This window comes from Streptomyces sp. 2A115 (genome assembly GCF_052245575.1).
Classification (GTDB): Bacteria; Actinomycetota; Actinomycetes; order Streptomycetales; family Streptomycetaceae; genus Streptomyces.
The window spans coordinates 34,706-50,582 of record NZ_JBQQCG010000045.1; the positions used below are offsets into that span (position 1 = coordinate 34,706).

Annotated in this window: 17 protein-coding genes and 1 pseudogene; 6 read left to right on the forward strand and 12 right to left on the reverse strand. The window is 69.1% G+C overall.

The window, feature by feature from the left end; genetic code table 11:
• Positions 1 to 17: 17 nt before the first annotated feature.
• Genes ACTWQR_RS32385 through ACTWQR_RS32395 form a run of 3 tightly spaced genes read right to left on the reverse strand, consistent with a single transcriptional unit; the run spans position 18 to position 2,257 of the window.
• A complete protein-coding gene (locus ACTWQR_RS32385) occupies positions 18 to 1,127 on the reverse strand; it encodes an ArsO family NAD(P)H-dependent flavin-containing monooxygenase (protein ID WP_443230766.1) in 1,110 nt (369 codons plus the stop codon).
• Complete coding sequence (locus tag ACTWQR_RS32390) at positions 1,124 to 1,906, reverse strand: aquaporin (protein ID WP_443230767.1); 783 nt, start codon at positions 1,904 to 1,906, stop codon at positions 1,124 to 1,126. The genes ACTWQR_RS32385 and ACTWQR_RS32390 overlap by 4 nt, the downstream gene beginning before the upstream one ends.
• A 36-nt stretch (positions 1,907 to 1,942) precedes the next feature.
• A complete protein-coding gene (locus ACTWQR_RS32395) occupies positions 1,943 to 2,257 on the reverse strand; it encodes an ArsR/SmtB family transcription factor (RefSeq protein WP_443230768.1) in 315 nt (104 codons plus the stop codon).
• A gap of 117 nt (positions 2,258 to 2,374) precedes the next feature.
• Between ACTWQR_RS32395 and ACTWQR_RS32400 the strand changes: the two genes are divergently transcribed.
• A complete protein-coding gene (locus ACTWQR_RS32400) occupies positions 2,375 to 2,788 on the forward strand; it encodes an arsenate reductase ArsC (RefSeq protein WP_443230769.1) in 414 nt (137 codons plus the stop codon).
• Between the two features lie 53 nt (positions 2,789 to 2,841).
• On the opposite strand, the gene ACTWQR_RS32405 is transcribed toward ACTWQR_RS32400, so the two are convergent.
• The 3 genes from ACTWQR_RS32405 to ACTWQR_RS32415 form a co-directional block, all read right to left on the reverse strand.
• Positions 2,842 to 3,249, reverse strand: a complete 408-nt coding sequence (locus ACTWQR_RS32405; protein ID WP_443230770.1) for a hypothetical protein — start codon at positions 3,247 to 3,249, stop codon at positions 2,842 to 2,844.
• A 508-nt stretch (positions 3,250 to 3,757) separates the two neighbouring features.
• Positions 3,758 to 5,740 (reverse strand): HEAT repeat domain-containing protein, encoded by a 1,983-nt coding sequence (locus ACTWQR_RS32410; protein WP_443230771.1) that lies wholly within the window; start codon positions 5,738 to 5,740, stop codon positions 3,758 to 3,760.
• A 32-nt stretch (positions 5,741 to 5,772) separates the two neighbouring features.
• Complete coding sequence (locus ACTWQR_RS32415; protein ID WP_443230772.1) at positions 5,773 to 6,390, reverse strand: hypothetical protein; 618 nt, start codon at positions 6,388 to 6,390, stop codon at positions 5,773 to 5,775.
• A gap of 128 nt (positions 6,391 to 6,518) precedes the next feature.
• On the opposite strand from ACTWQR_RS32415, the gene ACTWQR_RS32420 reads away from it, so the two are divergent.
• Together ACTWQR_RS32420 and ACTWQR_RS32425 are read left to right on the forward strand one after the other, a co-directional pair.
• Entirely contained in the window at positions 6,519 to 7,151 is a 633-nt protein-coding gene (locus ACTWQR_RS32420) for an RNA polymerase sigma factor (protein ID WP_443230773.1), read from the forward strand.
• Positions 7,144 to 8,112: a CU044_5270 family protein gene (locus ACTWQR_RS32425; protein WP_443230774.1), complete on the forward strand. Its 969-nt coding sequence runs from the start codon at positions 7,144 to 7,146 to the stop codon at positions 8,110 to 8,112. Before ACTWQR_RS32420 ends, ACTWQR_RS32425 begins: the two co-directional genes overlap by 8 nt.
• A 4-nt stretch (positions 8,113 to 8,116) precedes the next feature.
• On the opposite strand, the pseudogene ACTWQR_RS32430 reads toward ACTWQR_RS32425, so the two are convergent.
• Together ACTWQR_RS32430 and ACTWQR_RS32435 are read right to left on the reverse strand one after the other, a co-directional pair.
• Positions 8,117 to 8,266: pseudogene (locus ACTWQR_RS32430) on the reverse strand (endonuclease/exonuclease/phosphatase family protein); the annotation flags it as partial.
• A 347-nt stretch (positions 8,267 to 8,613) separates the two neighbouring features.
• Complete coding sequence (locus ACTWQR_RS32435) at positions 8,614 to 9,264, reverse strand: hypothetical protein (RefSeq protein ID WP_443230775.1); 651 nt, start codon at positions 9,262 to 9,264, stop codon at positions 8,614 to 8,616.
• Positions 9,265 to 9,507: 243 nt separating this feature from the next.
• On the opposite strand from ACTWQR_RS32435, the gene ACTWQR_RS32440 reads away from it, so the two are divergent.
• The gene (locus ACTWQR_RS32440; protein WP_443230776.1) at positions 9,508 to 10,161 is read left to right on the forward strand and encodes a low temperature requirement protein A; all 654 of its coding nucleotides are present in this window, start codon (positions 9,508 to 9,510) and stop codon (positions 10,159 to 10,161) included.
• On the opposite strand, the gene ACTWQR_RS32445 is transcribed toward ACTWQR_RS32440, so the two are convergent.
• Positions 10,158 to 11,225 carry a ferritin-like domain-containing protein gene (locus ACTWQR_RS32445; RefSeq protein WP_443230777.1) on the reverse strand — a complete coding sequence of 356 codons (1,068 nt, stop codon included), beginning with the start codon at positions 11,223 to 11,225 and terminating at the stop codon, positions 10,158 to 10,160. The two genes, ACTWQR_RS32440 and ACTWQR_RS32445, sit on opposite strands and share 4 nt — an antisense overlap.
• Before the next feature lie 229 nt (positions 11,226 to 11,454).
• On the opposite strand from ACTWQR_RS32445, the gene ACTWQR_RS32450 reads away from it, so the two are divergent.
• Positions 11,455 to 11,670 carry a hypothetical protein gene (locus tag ACTWQR_RS32450; protein ID WP_443230778.1) on the forward strand — a complete coding sequence of 72 codons (216 nt, stop codon included), beginning with the start codon at positions 11,455 to 11,457 and terminating at the stop codon, positions 11,668 to 11,670.
• The gene (ilvC, locus tag ACTWQR_RS32455; RefSeq protein WP_443230779.1) at positions 11,663 to 12,661 is read left to right on the forward strand and encodes a ketol-acid reductoisomerase; all 999 of its coding nucleotides are present in this window, start codon (positions 11,663 to 11,665) and stop codon (positions 12,659 to 12,661) included. Before ACTWQR_RS32450 ends, ilvC begins: the two co-directional genes overlap by 8 nt.
• An 81-nt stretch (positions 12,662 to 12,742) precedes the next feature.
• Here the strand turns inward: ilvC and ACTWQR_RS32460 are convergent, their stop codons facing one another.
• Genes ACTWQR_RS32460 through ACTWQR_RS32470 form a run of 3 tightly spaced genes read right to left on the reverse strand, consistent with a single transcriptional unit; the run spans position 12,743 to position 15,781 of the window.
• Positions 12,743 to 14,161 carry a sugar porter family MFS transporter gene (locus tag ACTWQR_RS32460; protein ID WP_443230780.1) on the reverse strand — a complete coding sequence of 473 codons (1,419 nt, stop codon included), beginning with the start codon at positions 14,159 to 14,161 and terminating at the stop codon, positions 12,743 to 12,745.
• Between the two features lie 43 nt (positions 14,162 to 14,204).
• Positions 14,205 to 15,215: a Dyp-type peroxidase gene (locus ACTWQR_RS32465; protein ID WP_443230781.1), complete on the reverse strand. Its 1,011-nt coding sequence runs from the start codon at positions 15,213 to 15,215 to the stop codon at positions 14,205 to 14,207.
• 56 nt (positions 15,216 to 15,271) lie between these two features.
• Positions 15,272 to 15,781: a hypothetical protein gene (locus tag ACTWQR_RS32470; RefSeq protein WP_443230782.1), complete on the reverse strand. Its 510-nt coding sequence runs from the start codon at positions 15,779 to 15,781 to the stop codon at positions 15,272 to 15,274.
• Positions 15,782 to 15,877: the final 96 nt, after the last annotated feature.

A 15,877-nucleotide genomic window follows, 5' to 3' on the forward strand; every position in this document is an offset into this window, starting at 1 on the left:
CCTTTTGGCTGTGCTGATCAGTGTGGCTGAGCCCCTCGTGGGAGTGGTTCATTGTGGCAAGCGGTCGGGGCCAGGGCCGTGCGGCCCGCGATCTCACGGGCCGCGTCCCGGGCCGGGCGGCCCACACCGATGAGCGTCGCGGAGGCGGGTCCGGTCCAGTCGCCGTAGCCGAGCAGGTACAGGCGCGGCTCGTCCACCGCCTGGGTTCTCTCGGTGGCGATGTGGCCGCGTCGGCCTCGGAGTTGGAGCGGGGCAAGGTGGGAGAGAGCGGGACGGAAGCCGGTGCACCAGATGATGGCGTCGGCCTCGGCGCGCGTGCCGTCGGCCCACTCGGCGCCACCGGGGACAAGACGAGAGAACATCGGGCTCGCCTTCAGCAGGCCGCGGTCGCGGGCCTTGCGTACGGATGGTACGGCGACGATGTCCCCGAGCGAGGCGACGCCGCCCGTGTCCGTGCGCCCTTCGTCCAGGGCACGGCGGCGGGCGGTGGCCGCGTCGAAGAGCGCACGCCCGTCGATGTCGTCGGCGAGGAAGCGCGGCGGGCGCTGGGTCACCCAGGTCAGTGCCGTGTCGTAGGCGAGGTCGGCGGCGATCTGGGCGCCGGAGTTACCCCCGCCCACCACGATCACGCGTTGGCCTGCGAAGTCGGCGGGACTGCGGTACTCCGCCGTGTGCAGCTGGCGGCCTTCGAAGACCGCTTGGCCGGGGACAGCAGGGAGGAAAGGCCGCCACCAGGAGCCGGTCGCGCTGATCACGGCGCGGGCGTGCCAGGTACCGGAGTCGGTCTCCACCCGCAGGAGCACACCGTCCCGGTGGACGCCCAGGACCCGTACCGGCCGCTCAACGGGGAACTCGTAGCGCTTCTCGTATTCGGCGAGGTACTCCACCACGTGCTGCGCGTCGGGGTAGGTCTCGCCGCTCTGCGCCGGCATGAGACGTCCGGGCAGCGAGGAGTACGCGGCCGCGGAGAACAGACGCAGCGAGTCCCAGGCGTGCTGCCAGGCCCCGCCCGGCGTGGTCTGGGCGTCGAGGACGACGAAGTCGAGTCCCAGGCGGCGCAGGTGGTAGCCGGCGGCGAGCCCGGACTGGCCGCCGCCGATCACCACCACCTGCGTCCTGTTGGTCATTCGGCCGATGGTCCGCGCATGAAGATGAGGGCCACCAATGCCAGCCCTGCCATACCGCCGACGAGTTGCATGCCGATGAAGCCCAGGAGCGAACCCGGCGCGATGCCCGCGAAGGTGTCGGTGAAGGCGCGGCCGATGGACACCGCCGGGTTGGCGAACGACGTCGACGAGGTGAACCAGTACGCCGCACCGATGTACGAAGCGACGGCCGCCGGTGCGAAGCGCAGCTGGTCGGTGCGGGCCAGGCCGAAGATCAGCAGGATCAGGCCGGCCGTGGCGACGACCTCGCCCAGCAGCAGGTGCCCCGCCGACCGGTCGTGCGTGGACCACTCCACCAGCGGCTTGCCGAACATCGCGTCCGCCAGGATGGCGCCCGCGATGGCGCCGACGATCTGCGCGGGGACGTACACCGCGGCCTCGCGCAGGGTGACCCCGGCGCCGCCGCGTCGCGCCGTCCACCATTCGGCAAGGGTGACGACCGGGTTGAAGTGCGCGCCGGAGACCGGGCCGAGCAGGAGGATCAGGATGCCGAGGCCGAAGACGGTGGCCGTGGAGTTGGCCAGCAGCTGCAGGCCGACGTCCTTGGTCAGTTCGGTGGCCTGGATGCCGGAGCCGACCACGACCGCCACCAGCAGCGCCGTGCCTACGAGTTCGGCGGCGGCTCGGGCGACCAGCGGGGTACGCGGCGGGGTGGCACCCGGCGCGGGCCGCGGCTCGGCGCCCACGGCTGTGGCGGACTCCCTGGCTCTGTCGTGCTCGGTGGCCTCGGTGGCGGTCAATAGGACTCCTCGGTGCAGTCGCCGCAGGGGCGGGGATCAGGGGCAGGACCGCTTGACGTTGTTCTCGGCGGTGGCGCGCGCGGTCTCCGCGAGGTCGGCGAACTGACCGGCGAGGGCGGCGATGACGTCGGGCTTGAGCCGGTAGTAGGTGAACCGGCCGCAGGGCTCGGTCTCCACGACCCCGGCCTCACGCAGGACCTTCAGATGGTTGGAGAGGTTGGTCTGTCTGGCCCCCGTCTCCTCGATCAGGTGCGTGCTGCAGAGCGTCTCCTTGGCGAGCAGGGTGACGATCCGGAGGCGGAGCGGGTCAGCCAGGACCCGCATCAGATCAGTGTCGACTGACGTCAGCATGCACTGATACTGTCACATCAGTGGTGACTGACACCATCGGGTGCTGATGTGGTCGTGCCCTCCTCTGTCGCCTGCCAGGTGTCGCCTGACGGGCGCGAGATCAAGAGAGACCTCCTGATGTCCGACAAGCCGTCCGTACTCTTCGTCTGTGTCCACAACGCCGGCCGTTCCCAGATGGCCGCCGCATGGCTGACCCACCTGGCCGGAGACCGCGTCGAGGTCCGCTCCGCCGGCTCCAACCCGGGCGCAGGCGTCAACCCGGCCGCCGTCGAGGCCATGAGCGAGGTCGGCATCGACATCTCCGCCGAGGTCCCGAAGATGCTCACCGTCGACGCGGTGAAGGAGTCGGACGTCTGCATCACCATGGGCTGCGGCGACACCTGCCCGGTCTTCCCCGGCAAGCGGTACCTGGACTGGCAGCTGGAGGACCCGGCGGGCCAGGGCGTCGAGGCCGTACGCCCCATCCGCGACGATATCGAGCGCCGCGTCCGCGGACTCCTCGACGACCTCGGCGTCCCGGCACAACACTGACCACACGCAGGGCGTGCGGAGGCCGGACCCACACGGCCCGGTCGCCGTACGAATCAACCGTGCTGTGCGGGCAGCCAACGCTCCAGGTAAGCGCGCAGCCCTTCGAGATCTGCACCGCGCGCGACGAAACCGAGGCAGCCGTCAGAGCGTACGAGCCCCTGGACCACGTCCGGCCACGGGCTCTCGCCGCCAAGCCGGTGCACGCCGACCAGGTCGTCCCGTCCGCGCAGGACCAAGGCGATGCGTTCGTCGGGCCACAGCTCGGGCGGTCCGGACACAAGTAGGTGCCAGCCCGGCCCCGAACTCCGCGCCTGGAGCCCGCGCGGCAGGTCGGGCAGCCGGTCGCCCGCCCGCGGCCCCTTCCTCGGCGACCGCGAACCCACGCCGCAGGCGGGGCTTCGCCGGTAGTGGATGCCCAGCTCGGAGACCGTACGGAAGACCCGCCCGCGCGGTCCTGTCACCGCAGCGCCAACGGGGCCAGGCGCGGGGCGAGCCGGGTGCGGGCAAGGCGGACGAGCGGGTTACGGCTGGTGCCGATCGCGAAGGCGCGATCAGTGAAGCGCAGCACCGCTCCCCACGGGCCAGCACACCATGACCGCCCTCAGCACCCTGGTCAAGGCTTGATCACTACGGCAGGCGCAGGATCCCGTTCAGGCTCAGGGACACACCCCAACAATCGCCACGTTCCCCCTCCACCGCCCAAGTGGTCCCATAACTAACCGCCCTGTGGGCCCACCCCGATCGCCAACATCGGCGCCCTGCCCCTTGCGGTCGCCCGCGACGCGGGCTGCGAAGGAGTAGTGCCGATCGGCCCATTCCGGGCTGAGTATCGCTTCCAGCATCGGCATCGAGCGGCAGTGATCGCGAAGCGCGGGAATTGCGGGCAGTTGCCGAGCAACATCGTGGATGGTCACGTCTGCATCCAACATCAGAGGGCTGACAGAGTCCGGCCAGGCCCGCAGCCGAACCTCACGCGGATAGACCGGAGGCGCTGAGCAACTCGCTGACGGCGTTGCGGACGTTCTCGTCCTGGACGAAGCCTCGCCAGCCGCCGTTGGTACACAGCCGCTGGTCACGGGCGGGCACGTCACGCAAGAGGTGTGCGGCAGGTTGGGCTGCTTGCCCGAGTTTCGCCAGGTGGTCCAGGGCGGGAAGCATGACGGGCAGGTAGTTGCCCTTCGTCAGATCCAGCACGGCCGTCGTGAGCACCGGGACAGCGGTCTCGGTGTCGCTGGTTGCAGCCCACAGGGCGTGCGCTGCCTCGACGCGAGTCCAGGGGTCGGTATCGGCTGTCAGCGCCCTGAGCTGGTCCGCGTAGGGGGCGACATGCGATCCGAGGCCGGCGAGCTTGAGCAGGACGGGATGGCGGAATCCTCGCTCCTCAACGCTGCGTCCGAGTTCTTCCAGGGCTGGCCCCGGTTCACCGCCGACTCTCCAGTACGCCCAAGCCGCGAGTGCCGTATGCGGTCCGGTGGCACGCGATCGGGACAAGAGCAGGTCCCGTGCTCCGTTCCCCGCCAAGCCGATCCCTGCCAGGGCCTTCGCCGCAGCCATCCAGGTCCGGTCGTCCTCCAGCAGGCCGAGCAGCCGTGGAACCGCTGCCTTTGCCACGGGCCCCCAGTCCGCGAGTACGTCGCAGAGCCGGTTGAGCAGGTGGTCATCCGTGGCGGAGTCGAGTTGGTCGCAGATCAACGGAAGGAGCGGCTCGGCGTGATCCTGGAGGTAGCCCAGCACCTCATGGAGTGCGGGGAGGGTGACAGGGTGCAGGCCTGTGGCGGGGTAGTGGGCGGAAGCCGATGCGAAGCCGGAGCGTGTGCCGGCGATCAGTTCGATCAGGCCCGGCAGGCAGCGGGGATCGTTCATCCGGGCCAGGGCCCACAGGGCAGCCTCGCCGACGGTCTCCCGTTTGCGTGTGGTGCGGGCTGCGGTGTCGGAGAGGAGTGTGGCCAGCTCGTCGGCGTGGGCGGCGGCTGCCGGGCCGAGGCAGGCCAACAGCTCGGCCGCCCGGAAGCGGACTTCAGGGGCGGGATCGTCCAGTCGCGCGACGAGGCGTGGCAGAAGGGCAGCGGTCGGTGAGTGCCACTGAGACAGCAGCCTGCCCGCCTGGGCCAAGGCACCGATCCGCTGATCGTCGTCGTGATGGTCTGCCAGCACGCCGAGCGTGAACGTGGGGGCCGGGCCGGTGATCAGCCCCGCAGTCCAGGAGTGGACACCCAGTACCCCGGTCTGTACCGAGCTGGTATGCCGCCACAGCTCGACGGTTGGGTCCCGGACCGCTTCGAGTATCAGGCTCAGCCGTCGGGCAGGCAGGCCCGGGTCGTTCGGCGTGAGCGCGTGCACTGCTGCCAGGCGTATCTGAGCCTGTGGAGCGTCGAGCAGACGATGGAGCACGTCGAAGACCTCGACGCCCTGCGCGCCCACTGGTGCGCGCAGGGCCGCCTGGCCCAGTGAGAGGACCAGCTCAAGGCGGGTAGCCAGATCCTCCTCCACCTCCCAGCACCGCAACAGCCCAGGTAGAACCAACTCACCGGGGCTGCCGCAGACACCGAGCACGTCGGCTGCGGCCCGCCGGATCTCCGGCTCGGGGTCATCCAGCAGGCCCAGCAACTCGGGCAGGGCCTGGTCCCACGCGGCTACCCAGCCGGAATCAAGGAACCGGGCTTCGATCCGACCGGCCTCCGCTGCCAGCATCGCCACCAGCTCCAGCATCGCGCAGCGGCTCGGCACCTGCGGTGTCGCAGCCAGGCGGAGCACGAAGGGCAGTGCGGCCGAGGCGGCGGAACAGACCCAACCACCTTGGTGGAAGAGCAGGTTGAGTACCTCGGATGAGGCGTCGTCTGCATCGTCCGGATCCGGACCCCCGCATCGGCGGAGCAGGCCGGGTACGTCCTCGGCAGACCCGTAGTTGTGCTTCAGCCCAGCCCAGTCGACCGCATCCAATCCCACCCACATGCGCGCGACCCTACCGGCCGGGACACCCACGCTCAGCCGAGTCGTGACTGAACGCGCTGGTTGCCCTCGACGTGCTGCGTCGCGTCGCGGTCGATGGCGGCGAGCCGGGTCTCGGTGGCGGGGTCGAACCGGCCGGTGACGACGCTGCCGTCGGCCTGACGGATCCCGGTCCGCGGCCCCTTCGTCATCTCGCACTCTAAAAGTTGCGCCCGATCACCGCGCGAGATTTTCGTCTTTCGTTCCCTACAGGCGTCGGTGACCACATAGAACGGTGGTTGAAGGGATCCGTCTTGACTACTCACCGACTGCTCCGGGCCCTGGCGGCACAGCGCGGCACCACCACGGGGATGCTGAAGGACGAGGACCCGGTGCTGGCGTCCCGCCGCCGGCTCGCCGCCGACGCGGAGCAGGTGGCCCGCGCCCGCGCGGACCGCTTCGAGGGCCCGGAGATGCATCGGCTGACGGACCGCCTGTGGGCGTACGGCGTCACCGCGCTCAACCGAGGGATGCGGGACAGCTCGCTCACCAGCCGGGTACGGGCCGCTGCCGAGCGTATGACCTCCTTCTCCCTGGAGGGCGGCCGCCAGCGGCTGTTCGACGTCGATACCCGGATCGCTCTCGCCGTGCAGACCGTCCTTGACGAACGGCATGTGGGTGTGACCGCAGACAGACCACGGTGTCGCCGAGGGGGTCTGAGGGAACCGCTTCGGCGCGATGGGCGAAGGACAGGTGAAAGCCCAAGTATTCGAGCATCGTCCCTTGGACGAGAGGAGCCCCGATGACCGTCGGACCAGGCGTCGGCATCGGCACCGCGCGTGCCGATGCCGAGAGCGACGCCTCAGTGATCGCGCGGTCCCGGGATGAGCCCGAGGCGTTCGCCGCGCTCTTCGACCGGCACGCCGACGCCGTGCACCACTATGCGGCCCGCCGCCTCGGCGGCGAGCTCGCCGATGACCTCGTGGCGGAGACCTTCACCACCGCATTCCAGCAGCGGCATCGCTACGACCCGGCCCGCGGCGCGGGCGCCGACGCCCGACCCTGGCTGTTTGGCATAGCGACCAACTTGGTCGGCCGGCATCGGCGGGCTGAGGCCCGCCGGTTCAAGGCCATGGCCCGGGTCCCGGCCCTCACCGACCACGACGAGCCGCTGGCCGACCGGGCCGCGGACCGGGTGGTGGCGCGGGCCGTACGCCGCGAGCTGGCGGCGGCGCTGGCCGCGCTGCCCGCTCGGCACCGGGACGTGCTCCTGCTGGTGGCCTGGGGGGATCTCAGCTACGGGGAGGCGGCCCAGGCCCTCGGCATCCCCGTGGGCACGGTCAGATCACGGCTGCACCGGGCTCGCAGCAAGCTGCGCGAAGCATTGGGCGGATCCAATCCGACGGCACTGCGAGAGGTATCCGACCATGAATGACGAACTCGAACTCTTGAGGGAGTGGGACGCGGACGCGGCCCCGCTCACCGGTCCGGCCCGGGACCGGGCCCGGCACCAGCTGCTCAACGCGATGGCCCACGCGGACCAGCGCACCGGCACCGGCCCCAGTCGCCGCCATGCACTACGCCTCGCGGGGACCGCGGTGGTCGCCACGGCGGTTACGGGGACGGCGGTGCTGATCGGCACGGACGGCTCCGGCGAGGGCGGCGCACCGGGCACGAGCACCCCGCGGGTGGAGAACGCCGCCGCGACAGTGCTGAACGGGGCGGCGGCGTGGGAGCGCGAGCAGGAGAAGGAGCCGGTGGCGCCGCGCGACGACCAGTTCATCTACTCGAAGCGGATCATCAAGGAGACGGAGCAGAAGACCGGCAAGGTCAAGACCTACACCGACGAGATGTGGGACTCGGTGGACGCCTCCAAGCCCTCCTTGTCCATGGAACTGGGCCGCGAGATGTGGGAGGAGCCCGCGGGGAAGGGCGGCGGGGTGTGGCCACCCCGGAAGTGGAGCGAGCTGAAGAAGCTGCCCCAAGACCCGGAGAAGCTCATCTCGGCCATCATCTCCGTCGGCGGGTCCGACGACCGGTCGATCAGCGATCTCGACAAGCTCAATCGGTTCGAGGCCTACTGGCTGCTCGGCGAGCTCCTGAAGAACCCGGTACTGCCCCAGGGACTGCGCCCCGCGGCGTACGAGGCGCTGGCCCTTGTGCCCGGCGTCAAGACGATCCCGGGAGTGAAGGACTCCGCCGGGCGGACCGGGGTGGGGATCGCCTCTACCGAGCGCGGGTCCTACGAAAGCAAGTACCTGATCTTCGACCCGGCGTCGTATGAATTCCTGGGCTTCCGCGACGAGCGGATCTCAGCTTCCGGGAAGAAGAAGTACATCCAGCTGTCGCATGTAGTGGACTGGGGGATCGTCGACCGGGTGAAGCAGCGCCCGTAGGCCGCTATCCCGCGGCCGAGACCCGCAGGGCCGCCGACACCGGCAGATGGTCGCCGGCGGCCCTGCGGTTTGCCTCCGGGAGGTCAGTGGGGATGCCGCAGCCGAGGACCTCGCCGCCCGGCGTCGCGAACGCCGCGTCGAGACGGCGGTCCGGGGTTGAAACGGCATGTCCCTGACGCTGTCAGGGACAAAGAGCCCCAGCTCAGCACGGCAACAGAACGCGAGAGGTCCAGATAACGGCCTGCTCGTCAGTCAGGAATTCCACCGGCACGCGGTGACCGTAGCCACGCCACGAGCCCCGTTCAGCGGGCTTGCCCGAACTGCCCCATGACCGCCGATCGCTGCGCTGGCTGACCAAGATCAATCTCACCGTTAGCCGCTGTACCGCTGCTACTCGCGACCGGACGAGCTGGCGGATGGCCGAGCCAAAGCCGGAGGTATCCACGAAAGGACTCCGATGACGGTGAAGCCCTGTGGCCTGGAAGGTCGGGGCAGACCGGGTTAAGCAGTGCCGTCCTCGTCGTTGTCGCTGTCCGGGTTGGGGTGGATCTTGTTCCAGGCGTAGGCGGCTCCGGCGACAGTGGGGCCGACGATTAGCACGGCGCCGCCAGCGTCCTCGATGAGTTCCTTGACCGAGTCGCTCTGCACCTGGGCCTGGACGAGGGCGATGAAGACGAGGATGCCCCAGAACCACAGGAACAGGGTGCGTTTGGTCTCCCAGGACATGCCGGAGGGCTGGGACTGGGCGAAGGCGGCGGCGGAGTCGGTGAGGGTATCGAGGAGTTCGGCGGAGACGTCCTCGGGCGCGGCCTCGTCGGTGGGTTGCCGGTCCTTGATCCGGGCCAAGAGGTCGGTGAGGGACTCGTACATGGCGTTCGTCGCGTGCTCGGCGGCGAACGGGGACACCTGCCGGATCAGGGTCTGCATCGTCTCCGGGTCCGGGCCTCGGGAGGCGAGCGCGGGGGCAGTATCACCGGGCTGCGCGCTGAAGGCGTCGACCGCCTCCTGTATCTGCGCGGAGTCGGTTCTGTTGAGCAGCCGGGCGACGGATTCGCGCATCGCGGTCCAGGTGTCGGTGGACATGGCGGCGACAAGTTGAGTGCTGGCAGCGAGCGCGAGCGCGGCGAGCGGGTCGGGGTTCTCCTCGGGCATGTGGCTCATCCTCACCCCGCCAGCCCTCTGATGGGACGGGGTCATCGAATCTCAGCCCGACATGTGGCTGGGTTGGGTCGAGCCGGGGCGCGATACTGGCCTTTCGGCCAGCCCGTTTCCCCGACCCGCCCGCCGCACCCGCCGTGCGTGTCTCCACGCAACGGGCGCTCCACGTGCCTTGGCCGGCATCCGGCGCACCGCACTGCGGTACGCCGTGGGCATCCTGGTCCTGCAGGCTGGCTGGTGCGGCTGGCTCTGCCGGTCGACGGCGGGACAGCCACGTTCGCCGTCCTCGCCGGCTTGGAACTCGCGGTGCCGGTCTGGGCCGAGGGCACCACCTGGCATCCACAGCACATAGCCGAGCGCTACGGTCTGTTCACTTTGATCGTGCTCGGCGAGTCCGTCATGGCCGCCGGCCTCGCCGTCGGTACCGCTCTGAACACCCACAAGAACCTCGGCTCCATCCTGCCCATCGCGCTGGGCGGGCTGCTGACCGTCTTCGCGCTGTGGTGGATGTACTTCGCCCAGGTCGCGCCACGCCGTCTCAGGACACAGAGGACGGCGATGCTGTGGGGCTACGGGCACTACGTCGTGTTCGCCGCCGCGGCTGTCTGCACGGTGCCCGTCACCCTCTTCGTCACCTGTGTGTGGCTGCTGCACCGACGGGCCGCTCAAGTTGTCCACGGCGGCCAACGTTCTTCCGCCTGTCGCGGCTCTGGCCGTCCTCTCCTCGACGGTCACCCCCTTCCCCGTACTGGGCACCGGCATCATCGCATCCCTGCTCATCGCGGGCCCGCTCGTCCTCGTGCGGCACGAAGGTTCCGACGCCTGAGGGCGCCCTGCGTCGGTCGGAGCGCCCTCAGTACCCTGCCGCGGAGCGTCAACAGTGCGCGCTAGACCCGGTCTTCGGGGGCGATGTACTCAAAGGTCGGGCCGGCCGCCAGGCCGTCGTCGTCCTGCATCGCCATCAGGCTCTGCGCCTGGCCCTTGGCCGCGTACATCGTGCCCACGGACATGCCCAGCATCGCCGGGTTGCCATTGAAGGCCTGCTCCAGCATCTGCAGCATCTTGCAGTACGTCTGGTTGAACGTCTCCTGCGCGGTGCGGATCGCACTGCCCTCGGGGTGGTCCGCCAACCGCTGGTTGGGGCGCACGGGCTGGACTCCGGCCAGGTCCACGGTCACGGGGTCGCCTGTGGGACCGGATTCCGGTGTGTCGCCCGGCTGATAGCGGCGCCCCACGGCGAGCTCCTGGAACCGGTAGTAGTGGGAGACGGCCTTGGTCTCGGGGTGGAACAGGTCCTTGTCCCCGTCCCAGACGTCGGCGCGTGCCGCGCCCTCCCCCTGTTCGACGATCTCCTCCAGCGCCGCGAGCGCGGTGTTCAGGTCGGTGACGGGGGCGAGGTGGCCTGCCGTGTGGGCGAACGGGCCGCCGGAGACCTGCCGGGCGGGGTCGCCGGTGAAGACCCGCTCCTCGCCCAGTTCGGCGCACAGGTCCCGCAGGCCCTTCTCGACGGCGTCGTAGAACTGCCCGATCGTCTCGTAGTTGTCGCCTTCCGCCGGGGCTCCGGGGTGCGCGGGCTGTTCGAGGCGGAGGAACATGCCGAGGGCTTCCTTACCGAACGGCAGGAGCGACAGCTCGATGGAGGGGTCGGCGTGCGGCATGGTCCGCGGATGCGGCGGCAGCATCTGCGGTGTGTCCAGGCGGGGTTCGCCGCCGACCGCGTTCAGCAGGTTCGCGACCAGGGCGAGATGGATCATCTCCTCGACGAACACGCCGCTGATCAACTGGGCGGCGTCCGCGTTGCGTTCGGGGTCGAGGGAGTAGAGCGCCGTCAGGTACGGCGGCAGTGTGGAGTGCTCGATCTCGATCGCCCACTGCAGGTGCCTGCGTAGGTCTTCCAGGGTCGCGATGCCGGTCGTCGCAGCGGCGGCGAGCGTGGTGGACTGGTCCTGAGGCATGGCGGAAAGCTCATTTCTGCTGGTCGGCGTAAGGGGTGCTCATGCAGTGGCCACAGGCTGAACGCCGCCGTCCTCACGGAGCGGAGAACGGGCCGGCCACCCACGGCGGTGCGGGCACACCCTCTGAGGTCAATCCACTGACCGGCCAGTCGGAGCATCTGTGACATGCGCGGGTGCTGGCCTGATGTCACCACCCATGACACTGTCCACAATATTCCACACTGATTCGATGCACAGCGAACGTGAGATAGTGTCAGTATTCACGGGTGACGGGCCTGCGGGCTGTGGCATCCGGGCGCTGGTGGCGGAGGGACAACTTCCCCTCCAGGCCTTCCTCTTCTGTTCCTTTGTGTTCCCGCTCTTCCGGGAGGCCGTGCTCATTCGCAGCTTGGTTTCGGCTGACGTGCCCGAGGAGTCTTCCAAGAAAGGTGTGTTCCATGGCTGAGCTGTTTTACGATGCGGACGCCGATCTGTCCCTCATCCAGAACCGCAGAGTCGCGGTCATCGGCTACGGCAGCCAGGGCCACGCCCATGCGCTGTCCCTTCGGGATTCCGGCGTCGACGTGCGCGTCGGCCTGCACGAGGGCTCCGCGTCCAGGGCCGTGGCCGAGGAACAGGGTCTGCGGGTGGTGACGGTGGCCGAGGCCGCCGCCGAAGCCGACGTCATCATGATCCTCGTACCGGATCCCCTCCAGGGCGAGGTCTACGAGGAGCACATCGCCCCGCATCTCAAGGACGGCGACGCGTTGATCTTCGGCCACGGGTTCAACATCCGGTACGGCTTCGTCAAGCCGCCGGCCGGCGTGGATGTCTGCATGGTCGCTCCCAAGGGGCCGGGCCATCTGGTGCGCCGTCAGTACGAAGAGGGCCGCGGTGTTCCGTGTCTGGTGGCCGTCGAGCAGGATGCGACCGGTCAGGCTCTGGCGCTGGCGCTGTCCTATGCGAAGGGCATCGGCGGCACCCGTGCCGGTGTCATCAGGACGACCTTCACCGAGGAGACCGAGACGGATCTCTTCGGCGAGCAGGCCGTTCTCGCCGGCGGTGTTTCCGCCCTGGTGAAGGCCGGCTTCGAGACGCTGACCGACGCCGGCTACCAGCCGGAGATCGCGTACTTCGAGTGCCTCCACGAGCTGAAGCTCATCGTCGACCTCATGTACGAAGGCGGCCTGGAGAAGATGCGCTGGTCCATCTCGGAGACGGCCGAGTGGGGCGACTACGTCACCGGCCCGCGGATCATCACCGATGCCACCCGGGCAGAGATGAAGAAGGTCCTCGCCGAGATCCAGGACGGCACCTTCGCCCGTGAGTGGATGGCCGAGTACCACGGCGGTCTGAAGAGGTATCACGAGTACCGGAAGCAGGACTCCGAACTGCTGCTGGAGACCACCGGCAAGGAACTGCGCAAGCTCATGAGCTGGGTCGACGAGGAGGTGTAGGTCGCGCGCCGCGGACGGGGGCCGGGCTGTGCCTCCCCGTCCGCGGCGGTCTGTTCCGGGGCCGCGGTACGCAGGTCGGATTCAGCCCATTTCCTCGAGTGCCTTGCCCTTCGTCTCCTTGACGAACCTCAGGACGAAGGGAATGGACAGCGCGGCGAAGAGCGTGTAGATCACGTACGTGCCGGAGAGGTTCCAGTCGGCCAGCGAAGGGAAGCTCGCCGTGATGGCCCAGTTGGCGATCCACTGTGCGGAGGCGGCGACTCCGAGGGCGGCGGCGCGGATCCGGTTGGGGAACATCTCGCCGAGCATGACCCAGACGATGACGCCCCAGGAGAGGGCGAAGAAGAGGACGAAGGCGTGGGCGGCTATCAGAGCGACCCATCCCTGGCCGGCCGGGAGTTCGCCGTCGACCGCGCGGGCGGAGAACGCCCACGCCTCCAGCGCCAGGGCGGCGGCCATGCCGACCGAGCCGACGATGGCCAGCGGCCTGCGCCCGACCCGGTCGACGAAAATCATCGCGATCACCGTGCCGACGATGTTGATGATCGACGTCGTGAACGAGTAGAAGAACGAATCGGTCGGGTCGACGCCGACGGACTGCCACAGCGTCGAGGAGTAGTAGAACGCGACGTTGATGCCGACGAACTGCTGGAAGACCGACAGTCCGATGCCGACCCAGACGATCGGCTTGAAGAAGAAGCCACCGGCGCGCAGGTCCGCGAAGGTCGACCTCTCCTCCCCTCGCATGGCCGTCTCAATCTCGATGACGCGGGCATCGAGGTCGATCCCGTCGCCCTCGACCTCTACGAGGATGCGGCGCGCCTTCTCGTGATGACCGATGGAGATCAGGAAGCGGGGGGACTCCGGTATCGCGAAGGACAGCAGTCCGTAGAGCACGGCCGGAACCACCATCACGCCGAGCATGACCTGCCAGGCCTCGATGCCCAGCACCTTGCCCCGCTGGTCGCCGCCCGCTGCGTTCAGCAGGCCCCAGTTGACCAGTTGGGAGATCGCGATGCCGATGACGATGGCGGCCTGCTGGAAGGAGCCGAGCCGGCCGCGGTAGGCGGGCGGGGAGACTTCGGCGATGTAGGCCGGGCCGATCACGGAGGCCATGCCGATGGCGATCCCGCCGATGACCCGCCACATCGCCAGGTCCCACAGTGCGAAGGGCAGGGCGGAGCCGATGGCGCTGACAGTGAAGAGGACCGCGGCGATCTGCATGCAGCGGATCCGGCCGATGCGGTCGGCGATCCGGCCGGCGGTCGCCGCGCCGATCGCACAACCGATCAGGGCGATGGCGATGACCTGGGCCAGCACCGCCGAACCGACGTCGTACCGGTCCCGGATGGCCTCGACCGCGCCGTTGATGACGGAACTGTCGTAGCCGAAGAGAAAGCCGCCCATCGCGGCCGCGGCCGCGATGGAGACGACGTGGGCAAGAGGGGCGGGGTGAGCCGCCTGGGCTGGTGACGGGGGTGTCTCAGCGGTGCTGGTCACATGAACTCCTTGTGCCACTGGTCTGGGAACGCGGTGTCTCGCCCTAAAGACCGGTGGGGCCCGGACGGTGTGACACTGTTGCGTCGGCCGATCGGTTCTGGCTGTCCGGGAGTTCGGGCAGGTCCTCCAGGAAGTCCGCGGACGGCGTGAAGAACAGGGCGCCCGTGACTGCGGTGGAGAAGTCCAGGATCCGGTCGTGCGACACCGTTTCCGTGCCCAGAAACATGCGCTCCAGCATCGTCTCAGTGACTTCGGGGCTGCGGGCGTACCCGATGAAGTACGTACCGAACTCCTCGGTGCCCACCGTCCCGAACGGCATGTTGTCGCGGATGATCTCCCTCTCGGTGCCGTCCGCGTCCGTCACGGTGGTGAGGGCGACGTGGGAGTCCGGCGGTTTGACGTCGTCCGCCAGTTCCACGTCGGAGAGTTTCCGTCGGCCGATCACCCGCTCCTGGGCTTCGACCGGCAGGGCTTCCCAGGCATCGAGGTCGTGGAGGTACTTCTGCACCACCACGTAACTGCCGCCTGCGAAGCCGGGATCCTCCTCCCCCACGAGCACGGCGGCCTGTGCCTGGGCACCCGTGGGGTTCTCCGTGCCGTCGACGAAGCCGAGGAGGTCTCGTTCCTCGAAGTACTGGAAGCCGTGTACCTCGTCCCGCACCGTGACCGCTCCGCGCAGTCGGCTCATGATCTCGGTGGCGAAGGCGAAGCACAGGTCCTGCCGCGCGGCGCGTATGTGGAACAGTAGGTCGCCAGGGGTGGCGACGGCTCGGTGCCGCGAGCCGTGCAGTTCCTTGAAGGAGTGCAAACGGGCCGGGCGTTCTCCGGCGAACAGCCGGTCCCAGGCGTGGGACCCGATGCCGGTCACACAGCTGAGCAGGCCGTCGGGGTGGGCGCGGAACCCCACGGCACGTTCCAGTGAGCCGATGTCCGGGAGGAGTTCGCGAACGGTCCTCTCGCCGCCTTCGTCAATCGTGACGACCAGGAAGATCGCCGCACTGGTCAGTGGAGACAAGATCATCTGAGGCACGGGTTCCTCGACCCCTCCGGACATGGATCATCACTTTCGGCTGCGGCAGCGGTGGTGGGCGGACTCAGCGCCAGGGGCGCTCAATCGCTCAGTCGATCGGTTCGGGACAGTTCGCGCGCTTCCTCGCGCGTCAGGGGACGCGGTGTGGCCGCCGCCGCGATGGCTAGCGAGCGCTCCTCGTCCAGCACCCCGCGCGCGTGCAACTCCTCCAGAAGTTCCGCCAGCGCCCGGGAGTTCGCCATGACCCTTTCCGCGGTCCTGGCGAGGAACGGCTGGTCGACCAGGTCGGGCACCTCGACCTCCTGGACCTCCATCCGGTAGATGCAGATCTCGCGGCGGCGGCCCGTCGAGAGTTTGCTCCAGCCGTCCAGGACGCGCCATCGCCCCTCGCTCCCGCGAAGGTGCGGACCCTCGGCCGTGGCGGCCGCCTGCAGTTCGGCCTCCAGCTCCTGATGCCGCTCGTCCGGCACATGCAGTTCCAGGGCGAATCGGCGCAGGGGCCGTCCGCTGTGGATGGACGTCTCCGAGGGCAGCTGTGCGGCGGCGAGTTCGCGCATCGCACCCAGCAGCTCGATGTCCAGTGTCGTCATCGGAGTCCTTTCGTGGATACCCCCGGCTTCAGCCGGGGGAGGAAACGAAACTCCTGCGGAGCAGGGCACAGAGCTGGGATGCGCCGCAAAGGCGGA

Excerpts from the sequence above, each read along its gene's own strand:
- ACTWQR_RS32450 (WP_443230778.1), top strand. The coding sequence starts at position 11,455 with ATGCACAGCGAACGTGAGATAGTGTCAGTATTCACGGGTGACGGGCCT.
- ACTWQR_RS32435 (WP_443230775.1), bottom strand. The coding sequence starts at position 9,264 with ATGCCCGAGGAGAACCCCGACCCGCTCGCCGCGCTCGCGCTCGCTGCC.
- ACTWQR_RS32385 (WP_443230766.1), bottom strand. The coding sequence starts at position 1,127 with ATGACCAACAGGACGCAGGTGGTGGTGATCGGCGGCGGCCAGTCCGGG.
- ACTWQR_RS32470 (WP_443230782.1), bottom strand. The coding sequence starts at position 15,781 with ATGACGACACTGGACATCGAGCTGCTGGGTGCGATGCGCGAACTCGCC.
- ACTWQR_RS32410 (WP_443230771.1), bottom strand. The coding sequence starts at position 5,740 with ATGTGGGTGGGATTGGATGCGGTCGACTGGGCTGGGCTGAAGCACAAC.
- ACTWQR_RS32425 (WP_443230774.1), top strand. The coding sequence starts at position 7,144 with ATGAATGACGAACTCGAACTCTTGAGGGAGTGGGACGCGGACGCGGCC.
- ACTWQR_RS32420 (WP_443230773.1), top strand. The coding sequence starts at position 6,519 with ATGACCGTCGGACCAGGCGTCGGCATCGGCACCGCGCGTGCCGATGCC.
- ACTWQR_RS32445 (WP_443230777.1), bottom strand. The coding sequence starts at position 11,225 with ATGCCTCAGGACCAGTCCACCACGCTCGCCGCCGCTGCGACGACCGGC.
- ACTWQR_RS32395 (WP_443230768.1), bottom strand. The coding sequence starts at position 2,257 with ATGCTGACGTCAGTCGACACTGATCTGATGCGGGTCCTGGCTGACCCG.
- ACTWQR_RS32400 (WP_443230769.1), top strand. The coding sequence starts at position 2,375 with ATGTCCGACAAGCCGTCCGTACTCTTCGTCTGTGTCCACAACGCCGGC.
- ACTWQR_RS32465 (WP_443230781.1), bottom strand. The coding sequence starts at position 15,215 with ATGTCCGGAGGGGTCGAGGAACCCGTGCCTCAGATGATCTTGTCTCCA.
- ilvC (WP_443230779.1), top strand. The coding sequence starts at position 11,663 with ATGGCTGAGCTGTTTTACGATGCGGACGCCGATCTGTCCCTCATCCAG.
- ACTWQR_RS32415 (WP_443230772.1), bottom strand. The coding sequence starts at position 6,390 with ATGCCGTTCGTCAAGGACGGTCTGCACGGCGAGAGCGATCCGGGTATC.